Below are 24,040 nucleotides of genomic sequence, written 5' to 3'. Positions count from 1 at the left end.
GTGTTCATCCAGTCTAAGAGGGGTTTTGCATTCTCGCTTTTGTCTCTGTGACATTCGCTTTGCCACCTGTGACAGGCTCCGCAAATCGCGATAATTGCCGCTTATATCGCTGTAACCGGTGAGTGTTCTTTCCTATAGTCAGCCTCATAGCTCTGACAAAATGCAACACAAATGCAACAATGCGAAAACGTTGACGGTGCAGTGAGAGAAACGATGGCGTGTGCAAGCGAGCAGGAACAGTATCAGCATTGGCTGGCGCAAATTAACCAGGTTTGCGGGCGTTTTAACGCGCAGCCCACCGGGGGTAAATTCTACGGCGAGCTGGAGACCAGCTATGCGCGCAGTCTGAAGCTCAGTACCGTGACCGCGGGTGGCGTTAACCTGTTCCGCTCCCGTCAGGAGATCAAACAGAGTAACGATGCCTGGTTCTATACCGTGTTCCAGCTCGAAGGGAGTGCAGAAATTGAGCAGGATGACCGTCGCGCGCTGCTCAAAACCGGTGATATCACGCTGATTGACGCGTCGCGTCCCTGTTCAATCAACTGGCAGGAAAAATCCCGCCAGATTTCGCTCCTGGTTCCGCGTCAGATTATTGAGCAGCAGTGTCGTTTCCAGGAGATAAGCTGCGCGACCGCCCTTTCCCGCACCTTACCCACGGTACAGCTGAGCCATCGCCTGTTGATGGAGAGTATGAGCAATGCCGACCTGAGCGATCGTGAAAGCGAAGCGGCGCTCGAAGCGATGATCTGCCTGCTGCGCCCCGCTTTCCAGCAGCGTGAAATCATTCAGCCGCGCAAGGAGCGCCAGTTCCAGCATGTGGTGGCGCTGATTGACGACCATATTCAGTCTGAATCGCTGCGTCCTGAATGGATTGCCGCCGAGAGCGGTATGTCCGTGCGCAGCCTCTACCGCATGTTTGCCGAAAAGGGGCTGGTGGTCGCGCAGTACATTAAAAACCGTCGCCTGGATCTCTGCGCGCAGGTACTGCGCACTGCAGGCGATGATGAAAAGCTGGCGGGCATTGGCTACAGCTGGGGCTTTACCGACCATAGCCATTTTTCAACGGCGTTTAAGCAGCGTTTTGGCGTCTCGCCGGGTGAATACCGCAGGCGCTACCGCTAGCTACTTTCTGAGCCATTTTCCGTTAATACCCTTCACGTACTCGCCCGGCTGCGCGCGGGCAACCAGTTTTTGCCCAGCCATTTTGGCCACTTCATCGACCGGCAAATTATTGCTGTCAGCCAGCTTCTGGTAGCTTTCCGTGCGCGCCGCGTTGATGCGATTGACCAGCGCCAGCGTTTCGGCGTCCTGCTGAATCGGGGCAAGATAACCGCTGAGGGTTTCCCCCACGCGCCCCTGCGCCCGGGCATCGTTCAGGGTGAGCGCAGCCGCCTGCACGTTCATCCCCAGCGCCAGTAAAATCAGTGCTACTCGTTTCATGGCGTCCTCAGAACAGATCGCTGCGCGATTTAAGCAGGGTTTCGACGTCTTTATCGACCTTAATGTGGATCTCATGTTCGATTTTGACATTCATATTGATGGTAATCGGCTCCTTTGGCGCAGCGACTTCAATACGCGGCGTACAGCCGGTCAGTAGCGCGGCAACGGCAACGGTGAGCACACCAGCCATCTTTTTCATTGTTGTTCCTCACTTTCCTTGCCGGTCAAACTGCGGGGAGCAGGTATCGCCGCATGTTGCTCAAACCAGGTTTGCAGGTTGTCCCCAAAGCGCAGGCTACGCCAGAGGGTAAAGACATTCTCGTCATGGGTATAGTTCAGGTTGACGGAGCTGCTTTTGCCATCCACCCGGCTGTTCCCCTTGATGGTCGCCTGCATGGTCAACTCACCCAGATTATCTAAATTGATTCTCGTCCACGAACGCGAAATTTCCATATAGCGGAGCCAGTTAATCGCGGCACCCGCGACCATATTATCCTTGACGATGGCGTCGGCCGTATCTTTGTCGATGCGCAGCGTCATTGGGCCCGGGTTGGTGAGCCAGCCATCTTCAATGATCCATTTTTCATTGTCCAGCCAGAACGGCAGCGCCCCGCTGACTGGCCCCGACATGGCAAACTGTTTCGGATTAACGGCGCTAATCAGCTCGCTCGAAGAGATATTGTCCACCCGCAGCAGGGCCGGATCGTGCTGCGGCATCCGCAGCTGCTGCATGGTGATCTTCCCGCCGAGGGTTTCCACCTTCACGTTGGTGAGCAGCAGCGGATTGTCCTCCGTCCAGGGATAGTCCCCCTGTAGATCGGCAGTAATGTTGCGCGCGGTCACCAGGTTTACCACTTCACCGATGCGCAGCGTCACCGGACCGCGCGTGCCCAGAGACCAGGTTCCGTCGCTGAAGCGAAACGGCAGCAAAAAATCGACGCCGTTAATCTGGTTATCCGGCATCCAGGCGCTGCCGGATTTCAGCACGCCGTGCCCACCCGCTTCAAAGCCCTGATCGGCCGCCGCCGAGAAGGCGACCTGCGCATACAGTTCCCCGTCGCGCAGCGTCATTTTCCAGTCAGGCGGGATCAGCGGCTGGAATACGGTGAGAGACTGTTTCGGCCACCAGGCCTGCCCGCGCAGGCGTACGCCATCCCAGCGCCCGTTTACCTGTACCGGACCGATTTTGTCCGCGTGGAGGTCGCCCTTAAACTGAAAAATAGTCGGGTCGGTGCCGTCGACGCTAAAGGTCAGGACCGATGGCGGCAACACGCTGCCGCCGGAGAAACGGGTTTGCCCGGCGTTAAGCGACAGCGCGCCGCTGAAGGTCGGTTTTTCGGGGTCACGTAACCAGCGCACCGGTTGATCCAGCACCAGGCGAGGCTTGCTGACCTCCATCGTGCCGTACTGGAGCTTGTCAAAACCGGTGGAAAGCGCCGTCAGCTCAATAAGGTTGTCGCGCCACTCGCCTTTCCCGGCGACATCCCAGCGGGCATGCATCGGCGTAAAACCGCCTTTCCCCCAGTAGCGCCACTGCCACAGGCCGTTATCGGGTAAGAAGTCGCTGGCCTGACCGTCCAGGTGGAGTTCAAAATCGCCCATCTCGTTTTCATGGGCGCGCAGAATCGCCTGTAAACGACCGTCCACCCCCTTCTGGGTGAGCTTCACGCCCGCCAGCGGCCAGCGGATTTCATCGATATCAAGTGAGTCAATGATGCGCCCGCGCGAGCGGAGCAGCGCGCCCGGCTCAAAGGCCAGCTGCGGTTCATACAGGCTGCCGGTCAGCGTTGCGGGCAATTTGGCGTAAAGAATGAGATCGTTTTGCTTTGCCTCGCCGCTCAGGTGCAGAGGCATGTCGCTGTTTTCCATGCTGAGCCTGCCGGGCCCAATATTCAGTACCGCGTTGCCTTTACCCGCATCGCCTTGCGTCAACACATTCAGTCGTCCGGTCAGGGTGGCTTTCTCCAGCCCCAGCTGCCAGTTGTCGGCGCGAAGGGACACCCGCCCGCTCAGCGGCATACCCGAGAGATCCCAGTTCCAGCGCCCGTCGCTGATGTTCAGCTGTTCCGCCGTGATCTGCCACGGCAGGTCGAGCAGCGGATCGGGATTGTCCCGCGCCATCACCACCAGCTGTCCCTGATTGTCTTCCCAGTCCAGATCGGCATCGACCAGAGACGTCAACTGTGGCACGTTAAAGGTCGCGACCGCGTGGCCTTTCACCGGTACGCCATCCGGTACCAGCGGCAGGGTAAATTCGCCCACCAGCTTAATCGGCTGCGGCTGGTCCGGGAGCTGTACATCGAACTGGCTGACCGAGAGCGTCTGACCGCGAAGCGTGCCTTTAATGCTGACCTGCTCGCCTTTATAGGCGATCTCCTGACTGGACGGGGTCAGCGACGCACGCAGCTCGCCCTGCCACTGCTGCCAGGGAGAGAGCGTCAGACGGTGAATCGTGAGCCAGGTATTGGGTAATACTGCCTGCCATTGCGCGAGCGTTTTCGGGGCGACCGTTGAAGGCGCTGACTGAGGAATTTTGCTCAGACAGACGGAATTTAAATCCAGCGCGCCGATATCCAGCTTCCAGCGGCTCGGATGTGACAGCGTCACGTTATCGATGCGGGCAATTTCGCAGTCTTCAACCAGATAGCGAAGATTGGGGATCACCAGCGCGTGGCGGGTTAGTTTCGGGCTCTCTTCGAACGCGATGCGCGTCCCCACGGGCAGCCAGATCCCGGCGAGCGTCGGGACCCACTGGGCGAGCGTCATCAGCAGCGTCAGCGGCAACAGTATGAACAGCAGTAAAAGCGCAAGAGCGGCTTTGTATTTACCCTTCATGGGCAGTTAATATCCTGATTTAGCGAAAGAATTAAGCCGGCAGTGCCGATCATTGTCGCATGTTTAGCCAGTCAGTTGAAGGGAATGCCATTTTTAAGGATAGATGCTCTAGAATAATTGATAGAACTTATTGAATTAAATAATATTTTAGAAATTGTAAGATAATTTTAATCATGCTAACGTGAATGCAAAATCACTGGAGAAAGTCTTATGAAACTCGCGGTATATAGCACAAAGCAGTACGACAAAAAGTATCTGCAACATGTTAACGAGGCTTACGGGTTTGAGCTTGAATTTTTCGACTTTCTGCTGTCCGAAAAAACCGCCAAAACGGCGCACGGCTGTGAAGGCGTCTGCATTTTCGTAAACGATGACGGCAGTCGCCCGGTGCTGGAAGAGTTGAAAAGACAAGGGGTGAAGTACATCGCCCTGCGCTGTGCGGGCTTTAACAACGTGGATCTCGATGCGGCGAAAGAGCTGGGTCTGAAGGTGGTGCGCGTTCCGGCGTACTCCCCGGAAGCGGTGGCTGAACATGCGATTGGCATGATGATGTCGCTTAACCGTCGTATTCACCGCGCTTATCAGCGTACCCGTGACGCTAACTTCTCGCTGGAAGGACTGACCGGCTTTACCATGTACGGCAAAACCGCCGGCGTGATCGGCACCGGTAAAATTGGCGTGGCTGCCCTGCGCATTCTGAAAGGCTTTGGCATGCGTCTGCTGGCGTTCGATCCGTACCCGAGCGCCGCAGCGCTGGATCTGGGCGTGGAATATGTCGACCTGCCGACGCTGTTCTCGCAGTCCGACGTGATCTCCCTGCACTGCCCGCTGACGCCGGAGAACTACCACCTGCTTAACCAGGCGGCATTTGACCAGATGAAGGATGGCGTGATGATCATCAACACCAGCCGCGGCGGGCTGGTTGATTCTCAGGCCGCTATCGAAGCGCTGAAGACCCAGAAAATTGGCGCGCTGGGGATGGACGTGTATGAGAACGAACGCGATCTGTTCTTTGAAGACAAGTCTAATGACGTCATCCAGGACGACGTGTTCCGCCGCCTGTCAGCCTGCCATAACGTGCTGTTTACCGGACACCAGGCGTTTCTGACTGCCGAAGCGCTGATCAGCATTTCGGAAACCACGCTGGGTAACCTGCAGCAGCTGGAAAAGGGCGAAGCGTGCCCTAACGAACTGGCGTAAGCGTGACGCCGGGTGGCGGCTATGGCCCACCCGGCGTACTGTCCGTTTCCCAGCTCCGGTGCGCAACGCGCCACCAGAGCAGGACGGCCACCAGCGCAAGCGCGCTCAGGACACTGAATGCCGTGGCAAATGAGTAATGACCTGCAATCGTGCCGGTTAACGCCGGGCTCATGGATGCCCCAATCCCCTGCATCAGCATCACCACACTCTGCCCGGCATTGACGTGCCCGCTCCCGCGCAACAGCACCACGATAAACGACGGTACCGCGACGCCCAGGATCCCTGCGGCCAGCCCGTCAAGAATTTGTACCGGGATCATCATGAGCGGCGCGTCCGTAGACGCCGCCAGCGCGGCGCGCACCGGCATCACCAGCAGCGCCAGCATAATCAAGCGCCAGTAGCCGTAGCGGTCTATTCGGTGGGCGACCCAGATGGCGACGGGGATCATCACGGCCTGAGAGATGATAACGGTGCCCGCCGCGTACAAACCGGGGTTGATCGATGCGGGTGCCGCGGCCACCCTCATGCTCAGCATCGGCAGCAGCGCGGCGTTCGCCAGATGAAACAGCAGCAGCGTCAGGCCTGTCACAAACAGCGCCCGGTTTTTAATCAGCACGGCAAAGCCGGGAACCGGCAGGCTCTCCGAAGAGGACAGTCCTCTCGCCGCGTCGTTATCAATATCCCGGTTGCGAATGGCAAGCAGCGCGCAGAGCGTTAACAGCGTGGTACAGGTCATCAGCAGAAAAATCCCGCCGACGCCCCAGTACCAGGCAATGCCGCCTGCAATCAGTGCGGTAACAAAGTTGCCGCCGTGATTGAACGCTTCGTTTCTACCCATCTGCGCGCTGAACCCGCTCTGGCCGGTCAGACCCAGCGTAATTCCGGCGATCAGCGGCCCGACAAACGCCGCACAGATACCGGTGACGATTTGCGAAACAGCGACAATGCCGCTCTGCTGGCTAAACCAGAGCAGAAGCGTGCTAAGGGTGATGAGCAGGCACACCAGCGCCAGCACGGTCCGCTTGCTGCGCGAGGTGTCGGTGATGAATCCCGCCGGCAGCGTAGCGAGTAGTCCCGCCAGCCCACCGGCCGTCATCAGGATGCCGATATCATCGGGGGTCCAGTGGCGTTCGGTCAGAAAAATACCGAGAAAAGGACCGAGGCCATCGCGGACATCCGCGATGAAAAAACTTGTCAGGCACAATGCCCGCAGCGAACGAAGAGACATACTTCCTGCCTTTGTCTGTTATCGCCTGAAAAAAAGGAAATGTAGTATACCGGGTATTTTTGAAAATCAGATGACGTCTTAAAAATATGCCTTTCGAACTTAAACAATTCATAACGGAGGCTGTTTTTTCGCTTTACTCATTATTTCGCCTGACTATACTGGCAATAAATTTTCACAGGAGACCTTCGTTGGAAAGTCATTTTATCGTCGATACGAAGGTAAGCTAGCGCAATTTTCTCGCTGCTTACCTGAAAGGGTGGGCAGCAATCCTCTTTAAGCGATTGTATCCCGAAATAGTAAAACCACTCAATTTGTGGGGCATCGCATGTTCATGTTTACACATTCACTCTTTCCGCCACCGTCGTCCTGACACGTTTAGCATTTAAACGGCGTTATGATGTGCTTAGCAAAGCACTGACGCTTATTATTTATTAACGTTTACAGGCGACAGGCTGATGTTCCCTTATATCTCTCATCTGCTCGCAGCGATGCTGCTGGGCGCAATTATTGGCGCGGAAAGACAGTGGCGCCAGCGTATGGCCGGACTTCGTACCAATGCACTGGTTGCCACGGGCGCGGCAGTGTTCATCTTAAGCTCGGTATCCACCTCTCCTGATAGCCCGGGGCGCATCGCAGCACAAATCGTCTCCGGAATAGGCTTTCTTGGCGCAGGCGTCATTATGCGTGAAGGAATGAATATTCGTGGTCTGAACACCGCCGCCACGCTGTGGTGCTCGGCCGGAATTGGCGTGCTATGTGGTTTAGGCCAGTTCTGGAATGCCGCTATGGCCAGCTTAATTATTCTCTGCGCCAACATATTGCTTCGCGAAGCCGCGCAGCGGATTAATCAGCTGCCCGTGCTCCATGAAGGCGAAAAAAGCTATGTTCTGAAAATCACCTGTGCTGACGAGCATGAAGATGCGGTGCGGCAAAGCGTCGTAAATATGGCGAAAGAGTTGACGTTAAGTCTGAAAGCGATTTATTCCGCCACGGCGCAGGCTGAGGGAAAAACCGAAATTCGGGCTGAGGTGATTACCCGTGAGGAATACCGAAAATTACTCGAACTGATTATGGGCAATATGGGCGGGAATAAAATTATCGCGTCCGTTAGCTGTCACGCAATGTAAATACTCAACCGGGCGAGAAGCCCGGTTTTTCAGTTACGCTTACCTGAGTGAAAACGCGATTTAGAGATTTACTCTGCTTGCGTTTAAATTTAAGTCCGTAATGGCGACCGGTTTTCCAAGCAGGTAGCCCTGAACCTCATCACATTTATTTTCTTTAAGAAAAGAGAGCTGTTCGACGGTCTCCACCCCCTCTGCGGTTACCGCCATGGAATAGGCTTTCCCCAGGTCGATAATTTTCTCCACGACTGACTGGTTCTGCGGCGAGTCACCCAGGGTAAAAATAAAGCTCTTGTCGAGCTTAAGCCCATCAAACTGAAACTTCCGCAGATAGCTCAGAGAGGCGTAGCCGGTTCCGAAATCGTCAATCAGAATGCGGACGCCCATTTTTTTGAGAGACTTCATGGTCTGCAGCGTTTTTTCAGGATCGGAAAGCGTTACGTTTTCCGTCACTTCTATTTCCAGCCGGTTGGATTCAAGCCCTGTTTCGTGAAGTAACTCTTTTATCCTTTCAGCAAGATCGCTTGCCTGGAATTCGATAGCAGAAATATTTACGGATACCGATAATCCCGGCAATTTTTCTTTCGTTTCCGCACACGCTTTGCGTATGACCCAGTTGCTCAGGCTAATAATAAGCCCGGTTTCTTCTGCCAGCGGAATAAACTGGTCGGGCATTATGGTCCCCCGAGTCGGGTGCTGCCAGCGTACCAGCGCTTCGACGGCCTCTATTTTAGAATACCGGAGGTTATAACGGGGCTGGTAAACCAGGTAGAGTTGTTCTTCGCGAATCGCGGTCTTCAGCTCTACTTCCAGTTTCCTGCGTTCGGTCAGCTTTTCCGACATATCCGGGCGATAATAGACCCATCGGTTTCTGCCGGATTGCTTTGCCTGATACAGCGCAATATCTGCATAGCGTAGAAGATCGTTTGCGCTGATGCTATCCCGGGGAGCCTGTGCAATGCCCATGCTTACACCTATCGCTAACTCATTCCCTTCAATGGAAAAAGGTCGGTTCAGTTCTTGCACGATGCGGCGACACACCTCTTCAATCTGGTCTTGCTGGCTGGTGTTGCCGAGGAGAATCATAAATTCATCCCCTCCCTGCCGTGCGACAAAATCACCTCGTCGAACGCAATATTTAAGACGTGAAGCGACCTCACCGAGCAGAGCATCCCCAGTAGAGTGCCCAAAAATATCATTGACGGGTTTAAACTTGTCTAAATCGAGACAAATCATGGCAAAGGGATAATGGTTAAGGTCTTCTTTAGCCAGCTGGCCTGCCAGAAATTCCTTAATATGATAGCGGTTCGGCAGACCGGTTAATTCATCATGACGTGACAGAAACTCCACACGTTTTGTTGCTTCAACTTCCTGAGAGACATCGGTTGCCGCGCCTCGCAAAACCACCGTTCCATCAGGCTGAGCAGAAAATTTTGCCAGGAGCGTGCAATATGACGTGGTTTGATGCGCGTGAGTATAAGGACAGTTTTTAAATTCAAAGCGCTCAGTTAAGTCCCGCTGGCTGGCACAGGCATGTGATAACCCGCTAGTCGACGGAAAGAGTTCATCCAGGCTGCGGCCTATCCATTTGCTATTTTCATATCCCGTTATTGTAGTAAAACGACCTGACAGCCATGTTATCTTTAACGATAAATCTGTTTCCCAGAACCAGTCGCTGGTTGTTTCACTGACGTCCCGGAATCGTTTTTCACTCGTAATTAGATTTAATCGCGCCTGCTCAAGGAGAAAGCTATTTTCATCAAGCATTCTCGCCTTGTGCATAATATGACGCATTAATATTAGCGTCATTGATACCGTCAGAACGACTGAAAGAATGAGTAATGGCAAAAAATAAATTATCAACGCCTGGCCGGGATTTTCACCGTCCCAGATAATTTGCACATCACCATTCTGGGTGCTTAAGGTAAATTCCGTCTGATTATTTATTTGAGAAGTCACTGTAGTCGGTGAGGTACGAACATTCAGAATGCCGGCATCCTGCCCAATCGTGAGGAGTTTTTTAGCCGTTAACTTATCTATAAACACCATTGTCGAAGATTTTCCCGGTAAGGGTTGCACGCTCGTATCATCGCCGGTCGTTATCCATTCAGCAGAAACAATGGCCGGGACCGAATTGATAAGCGTTAGCACAGAAACCGGCAATCCATTTTTTATGCTTATCTCACGCAGTAAACGGTCTTTGGTTGATTTGTCTAACCAGCGCTCCAGATCCTGAAGCTTCAGTTTCCCGTCAACCACGCTGTATCGCGTGCTCCCTTCCGGAGAGAGAACAAACACCCCTTCGTAGCCAAAGTTGTCATACAGGGACTTACCCAGATTCTGCTTATCCCATGCCCAGTGAACGTCAGTGGTCAGATGAAGATGTTTGTAGGCATCTCCCCACTCGGCATTGTCTTTCAAATGACTTCGCATGTTTTCCTGGCGGGTATCCAGGGCCTTCCTTAACAAAAATTCATCGTGCTTGTCGCTGATTTCATTAACATTATCTTTTATTATGAGCAGGGAAATTATTGCTGCAATAAAAATACTTATCAACAACGTTACTATATAGCTAAAAGTTTTATTTATCAGGCCTTTAGAAGGCTCGGTATCCGTGAAGCCCGGATTGTTCAGAGGTAGGGTCATCTTTCGCCTTCTTGACTGCTACTGCGTCGATTCTTATGCCATTTTCATTTATCGGCACAAAATAATAAAAATTTATAGCTAAAAATTCGCAGTTAAAAGATTTTTTATTTTTACAATCCAGATCAAAGTATTAATTATTCACTCACTTACAGACTACACTTGGAAAATTATATATACCGGTAGAAGCGAGTTTTAATCTCACATTTTTTATTTATAAAGAATGCCTGTTAAAACTTTTTTGCTAAAGCATTTACCAGCAAGATGAAATTAAAAAACCGGGCGTAAAGCCCGGCTCTTTTTTCTGACGAAACTGTCGCTATTCGCTCAACCCGCGATTCTCCAGCATCGGTTCAATCTTCGGATCGCGCCCGCGCCAGCTGCGATAAAGTTCAGCCAGATCCGTGCTGTTACCACGAGACAAAATCGCCTCGCGGAATTTTTGCCCGTTTTCACGAGTTAAGCCGCCCTGCTCGACAAACCATTGATAGCCATCATCCGCCAGCATCTGCGTCCACAGGTAGGCGTAATACCCCGCCGCGTACCCGCCGCCGAAAATATGGGCAAAATAGCTGCTGCGGTAGCGCGGCGGTACGGCGGGCAGATCCAGCCCTTCTTTTTTCAACGCTACCGCTTCAAAGCCTTCAACGTCCGAAACGGCCTCGCCGATGCCGTGCCAGTTCATGTCCAGCAGCGCGGCAGCCAGCAGCTCCGTCATGTCATACCCCTTGTTGAAATGGGTCGCGTTGAGCATGCTTTCCCGCAGAGCGTCCGGCATCGGCTCCCCGGTTTCGTAATGGCGCGCATAATGGGTAAACACCTGTGGATGGCTGGCCCAGTGCTCGTTGATTTGCGACGGGAACTCAACAAAATCACGCGGCGTATTGGTGCCGGAAAGCGTGGCGAAACGCTGGCTGGCAAAAAGACCGTGCAGCGTATGGCCAAACTCGTGGAACAGGGTTATCACGTCATCCCAGGAGAGAAGCGCGACACCGCCATTCGCCGGTTTTTGATAGTTACAGACGTTGTAGATCACCGGACGGGCAGCAAACTCGAAGGATTGCTCGACGAAATTCCCCATCCATGCCCCGCCCTGTTTGGAATCACGGGCAAAGAAGTCACCGTAAAACAGCGCCATGCCCTCACCGGTGTGGTCGAAAATTTCCCATACGCGGACGTCCGGATGATACACCGGGATATCAAAGCGCTCGACGAAGCGAATGCCAAACAGCTGGCTGGCGGCCCAGAATACGCCATCCTGCAGCACGGTATTGAGCGCAAAGTAGGGCCTGATCTGCGACTCATCAAGGGCATATTTTGCCTGTCGTACGCGCTCGGCATAAAACGCCCAGTCCCAGGCCTGGACGGTGAAATCGCCCTGCTCATCGTCAATGACTTTCTGAATGTCGGCCTGTTCGCGTTCCGCGCGGGCGCGCGCGGCAGGCACAATGCCGCGCATAAATTCCAGCGCGGCGGCCGGGGTTTTCGCCATCTGATCGGCGATACTCCAGCTGGCGTAATCCTCAAAGCCCAGCAGGCGGGCTTGCCGCGCGCGCAGCGCCGTCAGACGAAGGATCAGCTCGCGAGTGTCGTTTTCATCCCCTTTCTGGGTGCGCGTCCAGCCTGCGTTGAAAAGGTTTTCGCGGGTCTGACGATTGCGCAGCGCGGAAAGCGCGGGCTGCTGGGTGGTGTTCAGAAGCGGGATCAGCCAGCGATCGTTCAGCCCTCGCTCCGCGGCAGCCTGCGCGGCGTCCGCGATTTCACCGGCGCTGAGCCCGTCAAGCTGGTGCGCGTAATCCACCACCAGCCCACCCGTTTTATCGGCAGCCAGCAGGCGCTGGTTAAACTGGCTGGTCAGGGAGGCAGCCTCGGTATTCAGTGCCTTCAGCTCGGCCTTTTCCGTCTCATTCAGACGCGCACCGGCCAGAATAAACCGCTGATACGTCTCCTCGACCAGACGACGGGATTCGGCGTCCAGCGCGGCACGGTCCTGCCAGACGCTTTCCACGCGGGCGAACAGCACGTCATTCAGCCAGATATCGTTTGCCAGCGCGGCAAGCTCGGTGGAGAACTGTTCTTCCAGCTCCTGTAAATACGGATTGGTGTGCGCGGAAGTCATGGCGAAGAACACGCTGCTGACGCGCGCGAGCAAAGCGCCGCTTTTCTCCAGCGCCAGCACGGTGTTCGTGAAGTCAGGCGCAGCGGCCTGAGAGACAATAGCGTTAATGTCCGCCCGCTTCTGGCGAAGGGCTTCATCGAAGGCCGGACGATAGTGGCTGTCGTCGATCTTATCAAAATGGGGTGCCTGGTAAGGCAGCAGGCTGATTTCAAAAAAAGGATTCGTGGCCGTCATCTTTCGCTCCTGAGTACGGGTATCCTCCCAGAGTAGGCCAGGCCGCCATCCCCTGCAACGCCGTCATACAAATGTTGCCTTAACGCACCCTCTGCGGCCGTGCTATGTTAGTACAACACAAAAAGCGTTGAGGAACAGTGAGATGATTATTTTAGTTACCGGGGCAACGGCAGGTTTTGGTGAAAGCATCACGCGTCGCTTCGTCGCCAACGGGCACAAGGTTATTGCGACCGGCCGTCGTCAGGAACGTCTGCAGGAGCTGAAGGACGAATTAGGCGACAGCATCCTGACCGCGCAGCTGGACGTGCGTAACCGCGCGGCGATTGAAGAGATGATTGCTAACCTGCCCGCCGAGTGGCGCGCCATCGACGTGCTGGTCAACAATGCCGGTCTGGCGCTGGGCATGGAGCCCGCCCATAAAGCCAGCGTGGAAGACTGGGAAAACATGATCGACACCAACAATAAAGGGCTGGTCTATATGACCCGCGCGGTGCTGCCGGGCATGGTTGAACGTAATCGCGGCCACATTATCAATATCGGCTCCACCGCCGGAAGCTGGCCTTATGCGGGCGGCAACGTCTACGGCGCGACGAAAGCGTTTGTGCGCCAGTTCAGCCTTAACCTGCGGACCGATCTGCACGGCACCGCCATTCGCGTCACCGACATCGAGCCGGGCCTCGTGGGCGGCACCGAGTTTTCCAACGTGCGCTTCAAGGGCGATGACGCGAAAGCAGACAAAACCTACGAAAACGCTAACGCCCTGACGCCGGAAGATGTCACCGAAACGGTCTGGTGGGTGGCGACGCTGCCAAAACACGTCAACATCAATACCGTAGAAATGATGCCGGTCAGCCAAAGTTTTGCCGGACTTAGCGTCCATCGTGGCTAAATCTGCCCTTCCCGGCCTGCGGGCCGGGTCTGTTTCGGTCTATAAAAGAATGGTAGTATGTTCGGGCTAACTCTCTGAGAAATGACAACTCATGGCCGCTGAATCGCAACTCAATCCCACCCAGCCCGTAAACCAGCAAATCTATCGCATTTTGCGACGTGATATTGTCCATTGCCTGATCCCACCGGGAACGCCGCTTTCTGAAAAAGAGGTGTCCGTGCGTTTTGACGTTTCCCGTCAGCCGGTGCGTGAAGCGTTTATTAAGCTTGCTGAAAACGGTCTGATTCAGATCCGCCCGCAGCGCGGCAGCTACGTGAACAAAATTTCACTCTCTCAGGTGCGCAACGGCTGTTTTGTTCGCCAGGCCATTGAATGCGCGGTGGCGCGCCGTGCCGCAACGCTCATCAACGACAAGCAGTGTTACCTGCTGGAGCAAAACCTGCATCAGCAGCGAATTGCGATTGACCGTAAGCAGCTGAATGATTTCTTCCAGCTTGATGATGAATTCCACCAGAAACTGGCGCAGATTGCGGATTGCCAGCTTGCCTGGGACACCATCGAAAACATCAAGGCCACCATCGACCGCGTGCGTTATATGAGCCTCGATCACGTCTCCCCGCCGGAAATGCTGCTTCGACAGCATCATGATATTTTCAGCGCGCTGGAAAAACGCGACCCGGACGGCGTGGAAAAAGCGATGACGCTGCATCTGCAGGAAATTAGCGAATCCGTGCAGCTGATTCGTCAGGAAAATAGCGAGTGGTTTAGCGAAGAGTAATATTCGCCGCCCCTTTCGGACGCGGCGATGGGTTTAGCGAACGACTAACACCGGAATAGTGGCGTAGCGCAGGATAGATTCCGCATTTGACCCCAGCAGATGGGTGCTGATGCCCGGATTTTTCGACCCGATGACGATCGCGTCATATTCCCCTTCTTTGCTCAGCCTGATGATTTCATCGCGGACGTTGCCAAAGCGAACCAGGCTGTCAATTTTCTCCGGCGAAATATCGAAAAGTCTTTTTAACGCGTTCATCTTCTTACCGGATTCCTCGGTCATATACTCTTCGAACTTTTTAATATCGGCGTTAAATCCACGCAGCAGGGATCGGCTGCTGGCCGGCAGAATATTGACCAGGGTAATCGAGGCGCCCTCCGCCTTCGCAAGGTTTGCCGCGTGGCGAACCGCTTTGTCGCTCAAATCCATTTCAAACACATCAACAGGCATCAAAATCTTCTTATACATAAGCCTGACTCCTTATTCCGATGAAAGGGTTATTTCCTGTACCCAGAATGGCATCAGGAATATAAACCAACCCTCAACGCTTCCCTGCTGAAACTATCATTTAATGAAAATAACGGTCTGCTTTGTAAATTGCTGTAGTGAACCGTCAGCGCCCGGCACAATAAAGAAAAAAGTGTGAGTTTGATCAAAAACAAAAACATGTGATGCAGACAGGCGTATTTATATGCTCCGTGAACGGCAACCCTGAAATAACGCCGTAACGAACAGGTTAGAGAGGAGAAAATACCATGATGACATACGACCGTAACCGCAATGCAATCACTACCGGCAGCCGCGTCATGATTAGCGGCACGGGCAAAACTGGCGTGATTAAAGCGATCCACAGCGACGGGCTGGATGCCGCGCAGGTGCGCCGCAGCAAAACGGTTGAAGTGGAAGGATGCGAAGGTAAGTTCGAACCGATTGAGCTGATTCGCCTGGGTATGCACTAAGCGGTGCGCAGACATGCCGCCGCGCACGGCGGCATGTGCTGAATTACCGATGAGACACATACTGCTCCACGGTCGCTTTCGCTCCCTTTTGCAGCAGCGTCAGGTAGGCCTTCATCACCGCGTCAACAAAGACGGCTTCACGCGGTAACTCCTTGCCGAAGATGGCCTCGATGCCGAGCAGCGCCTTGACCCGGCTTTCCCCTTCCGCACTGCCTTTAACCGCCGCCTGAATCACTGCCAGCTGCGGATCGCTCACGTCAATCGCATTACCCTGCTCGTCCACGCCGCCGACATACCGCATCCACCCTGCCACGCCCAGTGCCAGCAGCGGGAAAGGCTTCTGATGCACCAGGTACCAGCGCACGGAATCCAGCATGCGCAGCGGAAGCTTCTGGCTGCCGTCCATCGCAATTTGCCAGGTCCGATGGCGCAGGGCCGGGTTGCTGTAGCGGGCAATCAGGAGATCGGCATAGCGTCCTAAATCGACGCCTTTGACCTTCAGCGTGGGCGCCTGCTCGTTGAGCATCAGCGCGTGCGCGGCGAGGCGGTAGTTCTTATCTTCCATGCAGTCGTTGATATGCTGATAGCCCGCCAGATAGCCCAGGTACGCCAGGAACGAGTGGCTGCCGTTGAGCATGCGCAGCTTCATCTCTTCAAACGGGATCACGTCCGAGACCAGCTCGGCTCCGGCTTTTTCCCACGCAGGCCGACCCGCCACAAAGTTATCTTCGATCACCCACTGGCGGAACGGTTCACAGGCCACCGCCGCCGGATCGCGCACGCCGGTCAGCCGTTCGATTTTATCCAGCGTATCGGGAGTGACCGCGGGCACGATGCGATCCACCATAGTTGACGGGAAGGTGACGTGGGATTCGATCCAGTCCGCCAGCTCACCGTTTACCGCTCGGGCGTACGCGCAGGTGACATTGCGCATCACGTGACCGTTCTCCGGCATGTTGTCGCAGGACATCACGCTAAACGCCGGCAGACCCGCCGCCTTACGGCGCGCGAGCGCTTCCACGACGACACCCGGCGCGGATTTTGGCTGGTGCGGGTTTTGCAGGTCTGCGACGATAAACGGATGATCGAGCATCAGTTGCCCGGTCGCCGGTGAGTGACAGTACCCCTTCTCAGTGATGGTCAGCGAGACAATCGCCACCTGCGGTTCGCACATCGCCGCCAGCACCGTCTCCAGCCCGTCAACCTGCGCATGCAGCGCCTTTTTGACTACGCCAACTACGCGGGAAGTCCACGCATCGGCAGACATCTCCGCCACGGTATAGAGATTATCCTGGGCCTTCAGATCGGCAATCTGCTGCTCGCCGCCAATCAGGTTAACCTCACAGTAGCCCCAGTCGCTGCCGTGCTCAGCGGCGAGGATGTCGGCGTATACCGCCTGGTGCGCCCGGTGAAACGCGCCGAAGCCTAAATGTACAATGCGTGATTGAAGGCTGTCGCGATCGTACTGAGGCAGCGTCGCGTTGGCCTCTAATAATGTGTTTTCCATGATTAAGACTCGTTAATTAGAAAGCTGTGGATCGCTGCCGCTCTTTTTGAAGCGGCAGCGCCTGCTGACTATACCAACTAGAATGGCAGTTGGAGTAAAAAGAGAACTGCCATCAACCATACTGAAACTGCCGTTTGATTTTTTGATATATATTAACTTTTGCTCATCTGGTGTGACATAAAAACAAAGTTGTGTGACAGGTCGCGCAGGCTGTAAACCACTAGCGTCGCGAAGAGACAGCGCCGTAACCCACACTCTCTTCTGGCGCAGACTCGGCTGCGTCATGCGCCGCGCTCAAATCACGGTCGCGCACTTCCGGCATCAGGATCGCCGAGACCAGTCCAATCGCGGAATAGGCCACCAGCATGGCAACAATGGGCCACCAGGAGCCGGTCATATTGCAGAAGATCCCTGCCAGCACCGGACCAAAGCCCACCGCCACCAGACCGCCCGCCTCTTTGGAGATGGCCATACGCGTAAAGCGATTTCCCGAGCCAAACATCTCCGCCATGGTGATATTTTCCAGCGCGAAGAGCCCCAGAACGGCGAAGTTATGGATAACGATGATAGAGAGCATGATCGTCCCCGGCGCATAGCTCTTATCGACGATGATCGACAGCATCGGGTAGGCGAGCAGAATGGCGGAGATGTTGAGGATAATATACGGCAGACGGCGCCCCACTTTATCGGAAAGCCAGCCCAGCAGCGGGATGGAGATAAACCCGAGAATGGAGCTGATCATCAGCGCATCGGTCGGGATGGCCTTATCGAACAGCAGCGTCTGGACCAGATACCCGGCAAGGAAAGTCTGGATCAGACCCGAATTACCCGCCTGACCAAACCGCAGGCCGGTCGCCAGCCAGAAGGATTTGCTTTTCACCATCGAACCCAGCGAGGTATCCGGCTGCACGCTTTGTGCATCGTTTACTTTCTCAAAGACCGGGCTCTCCTTGAGATTCATACGCAGCCAGATGGCGAAGATCATCACCACGACGCTGGCGAGGAACGGCACGCGCCAGCCCCAGGCAATCAGCTCTTCACGATCGAGAGCAAAGAACATCACCGCCCAGATCGCCGTGGCGCTGAGCGTCCCGCAGTTCGTGCCCATCGCCACCAGCGAGGAGATGATGCCGCGTTTTCCTTTCGGCGCGTACTCCGCCAGCATGGTCCCCGCCCCGGAGATCTCAGCCCCGGCGCCCAGGCCCTGAATAATGCGCAGCGTCACCAGCAGCACGGGGGCAAAAATCCCGATCTGCGCGTAGGTCGGCAGGACGCCAATCAGCGTGGTGCAGATCCCCATCATGGTGATGGTGATGAACAGCACCTTCTTACGGCCAATGCTGTCGCCCATTCTGCCGAAGATAAAGGCGCCGACAATGCGTGCGATATAGCCTGCGCCGTAGGTCCCCATCGCCAGGATCAGCGCCATCGCGGCGGACTGTTCGGGGAAGAAGATCTCATGAAAGACCAGGGCGGCCCCCAGCGAGTAAAGCTGAAAGTCCATAAACTCCAGAGCGGTGCCCAGCCAGCCGGAAACGGCGGCTTTCACCAGATCGGAGGTGGTTCTTTGAGGTTGTGCTTGCGTCATAATGGCTATCTCTGAAAGGTAAGATGCGTACCACCAGAGCCTGTCTGCGCAGGCTCTTAACCGCGTATTTGATTATTGGCCGAACGTGAGTAAGACCTTGCAGCACTGCCGCTGGTCTTTTTCAAACAGTTCGATGGCGTCTGTTACATGGTGATAGTCAAAGGTATGGGTGATCAGTTTTTCCGGGTCGATCAGCCCTTTCTTCAGCCAGTCGATGACGACCGGGAATTTATTGGCATTGAGGCGCGAGGAGAAGATCGCCAGCTCTTTGCCGGTGATGCCCTGATGAACAATCTGGCTCGGCTCGCTGGAAAAGCCCATCAGCACGATGCGCGCCGCCGGAGAGGCCAGGGTTATCGCTTCCTGCAAAATAGCTGGATGGCAGGCGGCATCAATGATTAACGTCGGTTTGATGCCCTTTTCGTCCAGCGCGGCCTGCAGCGACTGCTCACCGTTATTAAAGACCCAATCCGCGCCGCTGCGCCGGGCCATCGCCAGGCGCTCGTCTATGCGGTCAACCACGATAACCTGCTTCACCTGATAGACGCCTTTCAGCGCCTGCACGGTGACCAGCCCCATCGGGCCTGCGCCGTAAATCAGCGCGACGTCCTGCCCGGTGGGACTGGCCTGCCCCGTCACGTTGGCGGCGATGGTGAAGGGCTCCACCATAACGGCGTGTTTATCAGGAATGTCATCCGGAATGGGCCAGGCATTTTGTGCAGGTACTGCCGCATATTCGCTGAAGCCGCCGTCACGGTGAACGCCCAGCACCACCAGCGAGGTGCAGACGTTCGGTTTTCCCACCGAGCACGGGTAGCAGTGCCCGCAGCTGATCACCGGGTCAACCGAGACGCGCTGGCCCAGGCGGGCAGCATCAACGCCCTCGCCTACGGCGTCGATCGCGCCAAAGAACTCATGGCCAATGACGCGTGGGTACTTAGCAAACGGGTTATGCCCGCGGTAGATGTGGCTGTCTGAACCGCAAATCCCGGCCAGTTTAATCTTGACGCGCACTTCGCCTGCGCCTGGCTCCGGGCGTGGCCGCTCTTCAATCACCAGTTCGTTCGGCTGCTGAATCACTACGCTTTTCATCGTTCTCTCCTCGCTTACCAGTTCCACAGCGTGCCGTCTTCGAGACGGGCCACCGGCAGATAGGCCGGATCGTACGGGTATTTCGCCGCCAGCTTTTCATCAAACTCGATGCCCAGCCCCGGCTTATCCCCCGGATGCATATAGCCGTTATCAAAGCGCCAGCTGTGCGGGAAGACCTCCAGCATCTGTTCGGAGTAGCCCATAAATTCCTGCACGCCAAAGTTCGGCACCCACAGGTCGAAATGCAGCGCGGCGGCGTGGCACACGGGCGAGAGATCAGACGGACCGTGCGAACCGGTACGCACCTGGTAGAGCGAGGCGAAGTCCGCGATGCGACGCATCCCGGTGATCCCGCCCGCGTGGGTAATGGTGGTGCGGATATAGTCGATGAGCTGCTCTTCGATGAGCTGCTTGCAGTCCCAGATGCTGTTAAACACTTCCCCCACGGCAATCGGCGTGACGGTGTGCTGGCGGATCAGTCGGAAGCAGGCCTGGTTTTCCGCAGGCGTTGGGTCTTCCATCCAGAACATGCGGAATTCCTCGATGCTCTTGCCGAAGCGCGCCGCTTCAATGGGCGTCAGGCGGTGGTGCATGTCGTGCAGGAGATGCTCATTGAACCCGAATTTACTGCGCACCGCGTCGAACAGCTTCGGCGTGAAATCGAGGTATTTTTCGGTGGACCAGAGCTGTTCTTCCGGCCAGTCGCCTTTGGTCGCAGGCTCGTAGGCCAGCCCCTTCCCTTTGGCCATGCCGTAGGTGGTTTTCATGCCCGGCACGCCGCACTGCACGCGGATCGCCTTGAAGCCCATCTCTTTATGGCGGACGTAATCTTCCAGCACGTCGTCAATGGTATGGCCGGTGGTATGGCAATAGACCATCACTCCTTCCCGGGAGGCGCCGCCCAGCAGCTGGTAGAGCGGCATGTTGGCCGCTTTGGCTTTGATATCCCACAGCGCCATATCTACGGCGGAGATGGCCGACATGGTAACTGGGCCGCGACGCCAGTAGGCGCCTTTATAGAAAAACTGCCAGATGTCTTCGATGCGGTGCGCATCGCGGCCAATCAGCTGCGGGCAAAGGTGATCCTTCAGGTATGAGGCCACGGAGAGCTCGCGCCCGTTTAGCGTAGCGTCACCGAGACCGACAATCCCCTCATCGGTGGTGATTTTAAGGGTGACAAAGTTCCGCCCCGGGCAGGTAACAAACACGTCAGCCGCGACAATCTTCATAATTCCTTTCCTTACATCGCTCGTTGTGATGCTGGAAACTTACGCAACTACACTACTACCATACAAGTATAAAGATCATAAAATCAGCTAACGATCACAAAAACCGGGGGCTCAGGCGCGCCCCCATCCCACCACAATAATCAGCATACCGCACAGGGCAATCAGCGCCTCGGCCCAGTCGTATGCGCTGAGTTTGACGCCGTCCACGACGCGCAACCACAGCAGCGCTGTACACACATAAACACCACCGTAAGCCGCGTAAACGCGACCACTGGCCGCCGGATGCAGCGTTAACAGCCAGACAAACAGGGCAAGCGCGACGCCCGCAGGGATCAGCAGCAGTGCGCTTCCCCCCTTCTTCAGCCAGAGCCAGGGCAGGAAGCAGCCGATGATTTCGCATAGCGCGGTGGAAAAAAAAAGCAGTGTCGTTTTAAGCATATTTCACGTCAGGTGAGGATTTATTTAACCATCATACCTGATGATGCTCTTTACTTTTCCATACTTGCCCCGCGGGTATGCCGTCATTTCGCATTAGTGTAGAATCTGTACGGGGTAACCTGATTACCTGCACCCATTTAAAAGGAAACGCTATGACCACATTAAGCAAACGCCTTTGTCTGACAGCCCTGCTGGCGCTGTCATCGTTCGCCTTTGCCGCCTCTGCGACAGCGGAAACCAGCAAGCTCATTATTGAGTCTGGTGACAGCGCGCAAAGCCGCCAGAACGCCGCTATGGACAAAGAACAATGGAATGACACCCGTAGCCTTCGCCAGAAGGTCAACAAACGTGCCGAAAAAGAGTGGGACAAAGAAGATGTTGCTTTTGACGCACGCGATAAGTGTCAGCAAAGTGCAAACGTCAATGCATACTGGGAGCCAAACACCCTGCGCTGCCTGGATCGCCGCACTGGCCGCACGGTAGCCCCGTAATGTCGGTGTCCTGCGACGTCAAACTCCGTCCGCTGGAGCGTGAAGACCTGCGCTTTGTGCACCAGCTCGACAACAATGCCAGCGTAATGCGCTACTGGTTCGAAGAGCCTTACGAGGCGTTTGTCGAGCTGTCCGATCTCTACGATAAACACATTCACGATCAGAGTGAACGTCGTTTTGTGGTGGAGTGTGAAGGTGAAAAAGCCGGGCTGGTGGAGCTGGTTGAGATCAACCACGTTCACCGCCGGGCGGAGTTCCAGATAATCATCTCCCCTGAGCATCAGGGAAAAGGCCTTGCGTCACGGGCGGCTAAGCTGGCAATGGATTACGGATTCAACGTTCTGAATCTCTACAAGCTTTACCTGATTGTGGATAAAGAGAACGAGAAAGCGATCCATATCTACCGCAAGCTGGGCTTTATGGTGGAAGGCGAGCTGATTCACGAGTTCTTTATTAACGGTGAATACCGCAATACCATTCGCATGTGCATTTTCCAGCATCAGCACCTGGCCGGACATAAACCGTCTGGCGCCAGCCTGCTGAAACCGACCGCGCAGTAACCTGCGCGGTTTTATTCTCAGTAGTATTCAATCGTATTTTTGATGGTGTACTTGCGCTCAACGGCGGGTTTGACGCTGTCGTCCGTGATCGTCAGATCGCAGCTCACCGGGTTATTGTGGCGGTCGTAGTCGCAGCTCTGCTTCACGTTACCCAGCGGCTTGTCGTTCAACATGCTCACGGCCGAGTAATCCATTCTTTTGCGAAGATCTTTAGACGGCGTCGACTGAACGGACAGGTACTGATCCCCGGAAACGGTGGTTTTGCCCAGCGGGTAGCCATCCGCGTCATAGCGATACTTCACTTCCATCTCTTTGCCGTGCGCCGCCACCACAAAACCGTTGTCGTCGGTATCCCACGTTATCCCGGCTGACGGCAGTTCGGCCAGCTGGCATTTCCCCTGCAGCTTCACTTTGCGCTGCTGGGTTTCAGCGTCAAGATAGTAATTGGCATCCAGCACCAGCGCCACGCCGGTGTTGGCCTCCAGGTCGTGCAGCTCCAGCGTATCGAAACACCCTTCCGACGAGACGGTGCCGGTGACCCGTTTGGACACTTCGCCCTTCTCGTTGAACAGCGTCTGGGTAAAGTCTTTGACCGGGCCGCGCAGCGGGTCAAAATCAAACTCGTTTGAAAAACTCGCCATCTCGGGCGTAAACGACAGCGGCGCGGAGCTGTTGTCGCACCCCACCAGTGTTGCTGCCAGTAGCGTTATCGCTGCGTATATCTTCACATTCATTTCCGTAAAGGGAGATTATTCCCAATCATATTAGCAAATACAGCGGCTTACGCGATAGTGAAAACGAATCATCTGAACGCGGAGAAAACCGGTCTCGCCCACGCAGACGGGAAACCAGGCTATATTTTATGGGGAACGGTCAACGCTAAAGGATATATTATGACGGGCATTTCAAAAGAGATTGAATATTACAAAACGAACTTCCTGAATCATCCGTTATTTAATTATCTCAATGACGATGCATTATCGCTTGATGAGCGACTGAGGTTTTTACCCTATATTTCACATTTTGTCATGAGCTTTGCCGATATTAATAAATATATTTTGCCGTTTGCGACGCCCGCCAATGCGCTGGAACGGGCAGTGAATACCCATGCCAGGGAGGATGCCGAACACTGGCCCTGGTTTCTAAACGATCTGCAGACCAGCGGGCAAAATTCCGCCGCTAGCCTCACAGAACACCTGAGCTTTCTGTGGTCTGATAACCTGATTAACAGCCGAAAGCTGACTTACCATTTAATTCAGACACTTCACAATCAAAGCGCCAAAATGCGTTTAATCGTAATTGAAGTCATGGAGGCAACCGGCAATGCGACATTTGATACGCTGGCATCCATAACAAAGGGCACGGATAAACAGCTGGAATACTGCGGTCATTTACATTTGAGTCATGAGACTGGACATTCAATGGGGAGCGAGGATGAGATTGTAGATACCCTGAATTTAACGGAAGAGGAAAGAAATAAAGCCAGCCAGATGATTGCTGAGTGTTTTAATGCGTTTCATCGTTTTTTTGATGAAATATTTGAGAATGTCTCACCAGAGCATTCCCGTTCGATTAAATGATAGCGGCTCGCCGCGCGGGGGAGCCAGCTACGCGTAACAGCATTAAGATTAATCAGAAAATTACATATAAAAACATAGACTTAAGTCTCCCCTGCTACACTAATTCAAC

The 24,040-nt window shown here is 54.8% G+C and carries 22 protein-coding genes; 9 read left to right on the top strand and 13 right to left on the bottom strand.

Annotation, left to right across the window (positions count from 1 at the left end):
* Positions 1 to 213: 213 nt before the first annotated feature.
* The gene (gene feaR, locus ACW9E7_RS08620) at positions 214 to 1,122 is read left to right on the top strand and encodes a transcriptional regulator FeaR (RefSeq protein ID WP_143345721.1); all 909 of its coding nucleotides are present in this window, start codon (positions 214 to 216) and stop codon (positions 1,120 to 1,122) included.
* On the opposite strand, the gene ACW9E7_RS08615 is transcribed toward feaR, so the two are convergent.
* From ACW9E7_RS08615 to ACW9E7_RS08605, 3 genes are read right to left on the bottom strand one after another with little or no spacing between them, the layout of a single operon-like run.
* The gene (locus tag ACW9E7_RS08615; RefSeq protein ID WP_127730663.1) at positions 1,123 to 1,440 is read right to left on the bottom strand and encodes a YdbL family probable chaperone protein; all 318 of its coding nucleotides are present in this window, start codon (positions 1,438 to 1,440) and stop codon (positions 1,123 to 1,125) included.
* A 7-nt stretch (positions 1,441 to 1,447) separates the two neighbouring features.
* Positions 1,448 to 1,639: a YnbE family lipoprotein gene (locus tag ACW9E7_RS08610; protein WP_014169918.1), complete on the bottom strand. Its 192-nt coding sequence runs from the start codon at positions 1,637 to 1,639 to the stop codon at positions 1,448 to 1,450.
* Positions 1,636 to 4,275: a YdbH family protein gene (locus ACW9E7_RS08605; RefSeq protein ID WP_458727579.1), complete on the bottom strand. Its 2,640-nt coding sequence runs from the start codon at positions 4,273 to 4,275 to the stop codon at positions 1,636 to 1,638. The genes ACW9E7_RS08610 and ACW9E7_RS08605 overlap by 4 nt, the downstream gene beginning before the upstream one ends.
* Before the next feature lie 210 nt (positions 4,276 to 4,485).
* Between ACW9E7_RS08605 and ACW9E7_RS08600 the strand changes: the two genes are divergently transcribed.
* Positions 4,486 to 5,475 carry a 2-hydroxyacid dehydrogenase gene (locus tag ACW9E7_RS08600; protein WP_127730659.1) on the top strand — a complete coding sequence of 330 codons (990 nt, stop codon included), beginning with the start codon at positions 4,486 to 4,488 and terminating at the stop codon, positions 5,473 to 5,475.
* 19 nt (positions 5,476 to 5,494) lie between these two features.
* On the opposite strand, the gene ACW9E7_RS08595 is transcribed toward ACW9E7_RS08600, so the two are convergent.
* Complete coding sequence (locus tag ACW9E7_RS08595) at positions 5,495 to 6,703, bottom strand: MFS transporter (protein ID WP_458727578.1); 1,209 nt, start codon at positions 6,701 to 6,703, stop codon at positions 5,495 to 5,497.
* A gap of 455 nt (positions 6,704 to 7,158) precedes the next feature.
* Here ACW9E7_RS08595 and ACW9E7_RS08590 point away from each other — a divergent pair, with 455 nt between their 5' ends.
* The gene (locus tag ACW9E7_RS08590) at positions 7,159 to 7,830 is read left to right on the top strand and encodes an MgtC family protein (protein WP_136194788.1); all 672 of its coding nucleotides are present in this window, start codon (positions 7,159 to 7,161) and stop codon (positions 7,828 to 7,830) included.
* Positions 7,831 to 7,890: 60 nt separating this feature from the next.
* On the opposite strand, the gene ACW9E7_RS08585 is transcribed toward ACW9E7_RS08590, so the two are convergent.
* Positions 7,891 to 10,473: a bifunctional diguanylate cyclase/phosphodiesterase gene (locus ACW9E7_RS08585; protein WP_458727577.1), complete on the bottom strand. Its 2,583-nt coding sequence runs from the start codon at positions 10,471 to 10,473 to the stop codon at positions 7,891 to 7,893.
* A 316-nt stretch (positions 10,474 to 10,789) separates the two neighbouring features.
* Positions 10,790 to 12,823 (bottom strand): peptidyl-dipeptidase Dcp, encoded by a 2,034-nt coding sequence (gene dcp / locus ACW9E7_RS08580; RefSeq protein WP_458727576.1) that lies wholly within the window; start codon positions 12,821 to 12,823, stop codon positions 10,790 to 10,792.
* Positions 12,824 to 12,965: 142 nt separating this feature from the next.
* On the opposite strand from dcp, the gene ydfG reads away from it, so the two are divergent.
* Together ydfG and ACW9E7_RS08570 are read left to right on the top strand one after the other, a co-directional pair.
* Positions 12,966 to 13,712: a bifunctional NADP-dependent 3-hydroxy acid dehydrogenase/3-hydroxypropionate dehydrogenase YdfG gene (ydfG, locus tag ACW9E7_RS08575; RefSeq protein WP_023292548.1), complete on the top strand. Its 747-nt coding sequence runs from the start codon at positions 12,966 to 12,968 to the stop codon at positions 13,710 to 13,712.
* Between the two features lie 91 nt (positions 13,713 to 13,803).
* Positions 13,804 to 14,490: a GntR family transcriptional regulator gene (locus ACW9E7_RS08570; protein WP_008502405.1), complete on the top strand. Its 687-nt coding sequence runs from the start codon at positions 13,804 to 13,806 to the stop codon at positions 14,488 to 14,490.
* A 33-nt stretch (positions 14,491 to 14,523) separates the two neighbouring features.
* Here the strand turns inward: ACW9E7_RS08570 and ACW9E7_RS08565 are convergent, their stop codons facing one another.
* Positions 14,524 to 14,955 (bottom strand): universal stress protein, encoded by a 432-nt coding sequence (locus ACW9E7_RS08565; RefSeq protein WP_111965759.1) that lies wholly within the window; start codon positions 14,953 to 14,955, stop codon positions 14,524 to 14,526.
* 287 nt (positions 14,956 to 15,242) lie between these two features.
* Here ACW9E7_RS08565 and ydfZ point away from each other — a divergent pair, with 287 nt between their 5' ends.
* A complete protein-coding gene (ydfZ, locus tag ACW9E7_RS08560) occupies positions 15,243 to 15,446 on the top strand; it encodes a putative selenium delivery protein YdfZ (RefSeq protein ID WP_014883679.1) in 204 nt (67 codons plus the stop codon).
* 43 nt (positions 15,447 to 15,489) lie between these two features.
* On the opposite strand, the gene ACW9E7_RS08555 is transcribed toward ydfZ, so the two are convergent.
* The 5 genes from ACW9E7_RS08555 to ACW9E7_RS08535 all read right to left on the bottom strand — a co-directional run bounded on the left by ACW9E7_RS08555 (position 15,490) and on the right by ACW9E7_RS08535 (position 21,300).
* Complete coding sequence (locus ACW9E7_RS08555; RefSeq protein WP_458727575.1) at positions 15,490 to 16,953, bottom strand: mannitol dehydrogenase family protein; 1,464 nt, start codon at positions 16,951 to 16,953, stop codon at positions 15,490 to 15,492.
* A 220-nt stretch (positions 16,954 to 17,173) separates the two neighbouring features.
* On the bottom strand, positions 17,174 to 18,541 hold the full coding sequence (locus ACW9E7_RS08550; RefSeq protein WP_458727574.1) for an MFS transporter: 1,368 nt from the start codon (positions 18,539 to 18,541) through the stop codon (positions 17,174 to 17,176).
* Positions 18,542 to 18,613: 72 nt separating this feature from the next.
* Positions 18,614 to 19,633 carry a Zn-dependent oxidoreductase gene (locus ACW9E7_RS08545; RefSeq protein WP_458727573.1) on the bottom strand — a complete coding sequence of 340 codons (1,020 nt, stop codon included), beginning with the start codon at positions 19,631 to 19,633 and terminating at the stop codon, positions 18,614 to 18,616.
* Positions 19,634 to 19,647: 14 nt separating this feature from the next.
* Positions 19,648 to 20,862: a D-mannonate dehydratase ManD gene (gene manD, locus ACW9E7_RS08540; RefSeq protein ID WP_458727572.1), complete on the bottom strand. Its 1,215-nt coding sequence runs from the start codon at positions 20,860 to 20,862 to the stop codon at positions 19,648 to 19,650.
* Positions 20,863 to 20,973: 111 nt separating this feature from the next.
* Complete coding sequence (locus tag ACW9E7_RS08535) at positions 20,974 to 21,300, bottom strand: YnfA family protein (RefSeq protein WP_458727571.1); 327 nt, start codon at positions 21,298 to 21,300, stop codon at positions 20,974 to 20,976.
* A 152-nt stretch (positions 21,301 to 21,452) separates the two neighbouring features.
* Here ACW9E7_RS08535 and ACW9E7_RS08530 point away from each other — a divergent pair, with 152 nt between their 5' ends.
* Positions 21,453 to 21,791: a DUF1283 family protein gene (locus ACW9E7_RS08530; protein WP_008502414.1), complete on the top strand. Its 339-nt coding sequence runs from the start codon at positions 21,453 to 21,455 to the stop codon at positions 21,789 to 21,791.
* Complete coding sequence (speG, locus tag ACW9E7_RS08525) at positions 21,791 to 22,351, top strand: spermidine N1-acetyltransferase (RefSeq protein ID WP_048030664.1); 561 nt, start codon at positions 21,791 to 21,793, stop codon at positions 22,349 to 22,351. Before ACW9E7_RS08530 ends, speG begins: the two co-directional genes overlap by 1 nt.
* A 17-nt stretch (positions 22,352 to 22,368) precedes the next feature.
* On the opposite strand, the gene ACW9E7_RS08520 is transcribed toward speG, so the two are convergent.
* The gene (locus ACW9E7_RS08520) at positions 22,369 to 23,079 is read right to left on the bottom strand and encodes a YnfC family lipoprotein (RefSeq protein ID WP_458727570.1); all 711 of its coding nucleotides are present in this window, start codon (positions 23,077 to 23,079) and stop codon (positions 22,369 to 22,371) included.
* Positions 23,080 to 23,142: 63 nt separating this feature from the next.
* On the opposite strand from ACW9E7_RS08520, the gene ACW9E7_RS08515 reads away from it, so the two are divergent.
* Positions 23,143 to 23,931, top strand: coding sequence for a hypothetical protein (locus ACW9E7_RS08515; protein WP_136194783.1), 789 nt, complete (start codon positions 23,143 to 23,145; stop codon positions 23,929 to 23,931).
* The last annotated feature ends 109 nt before the right edge of the window (positions 23,932 to 24,040 follow it).

The organism is Enterobacter sp. H2G27 (genome assembly GCF_054403075.1).
Note: the sequence above shows the minus strand (reverse complement) of the source record. Positions and strands in the feature narration are given on the sequence as shown.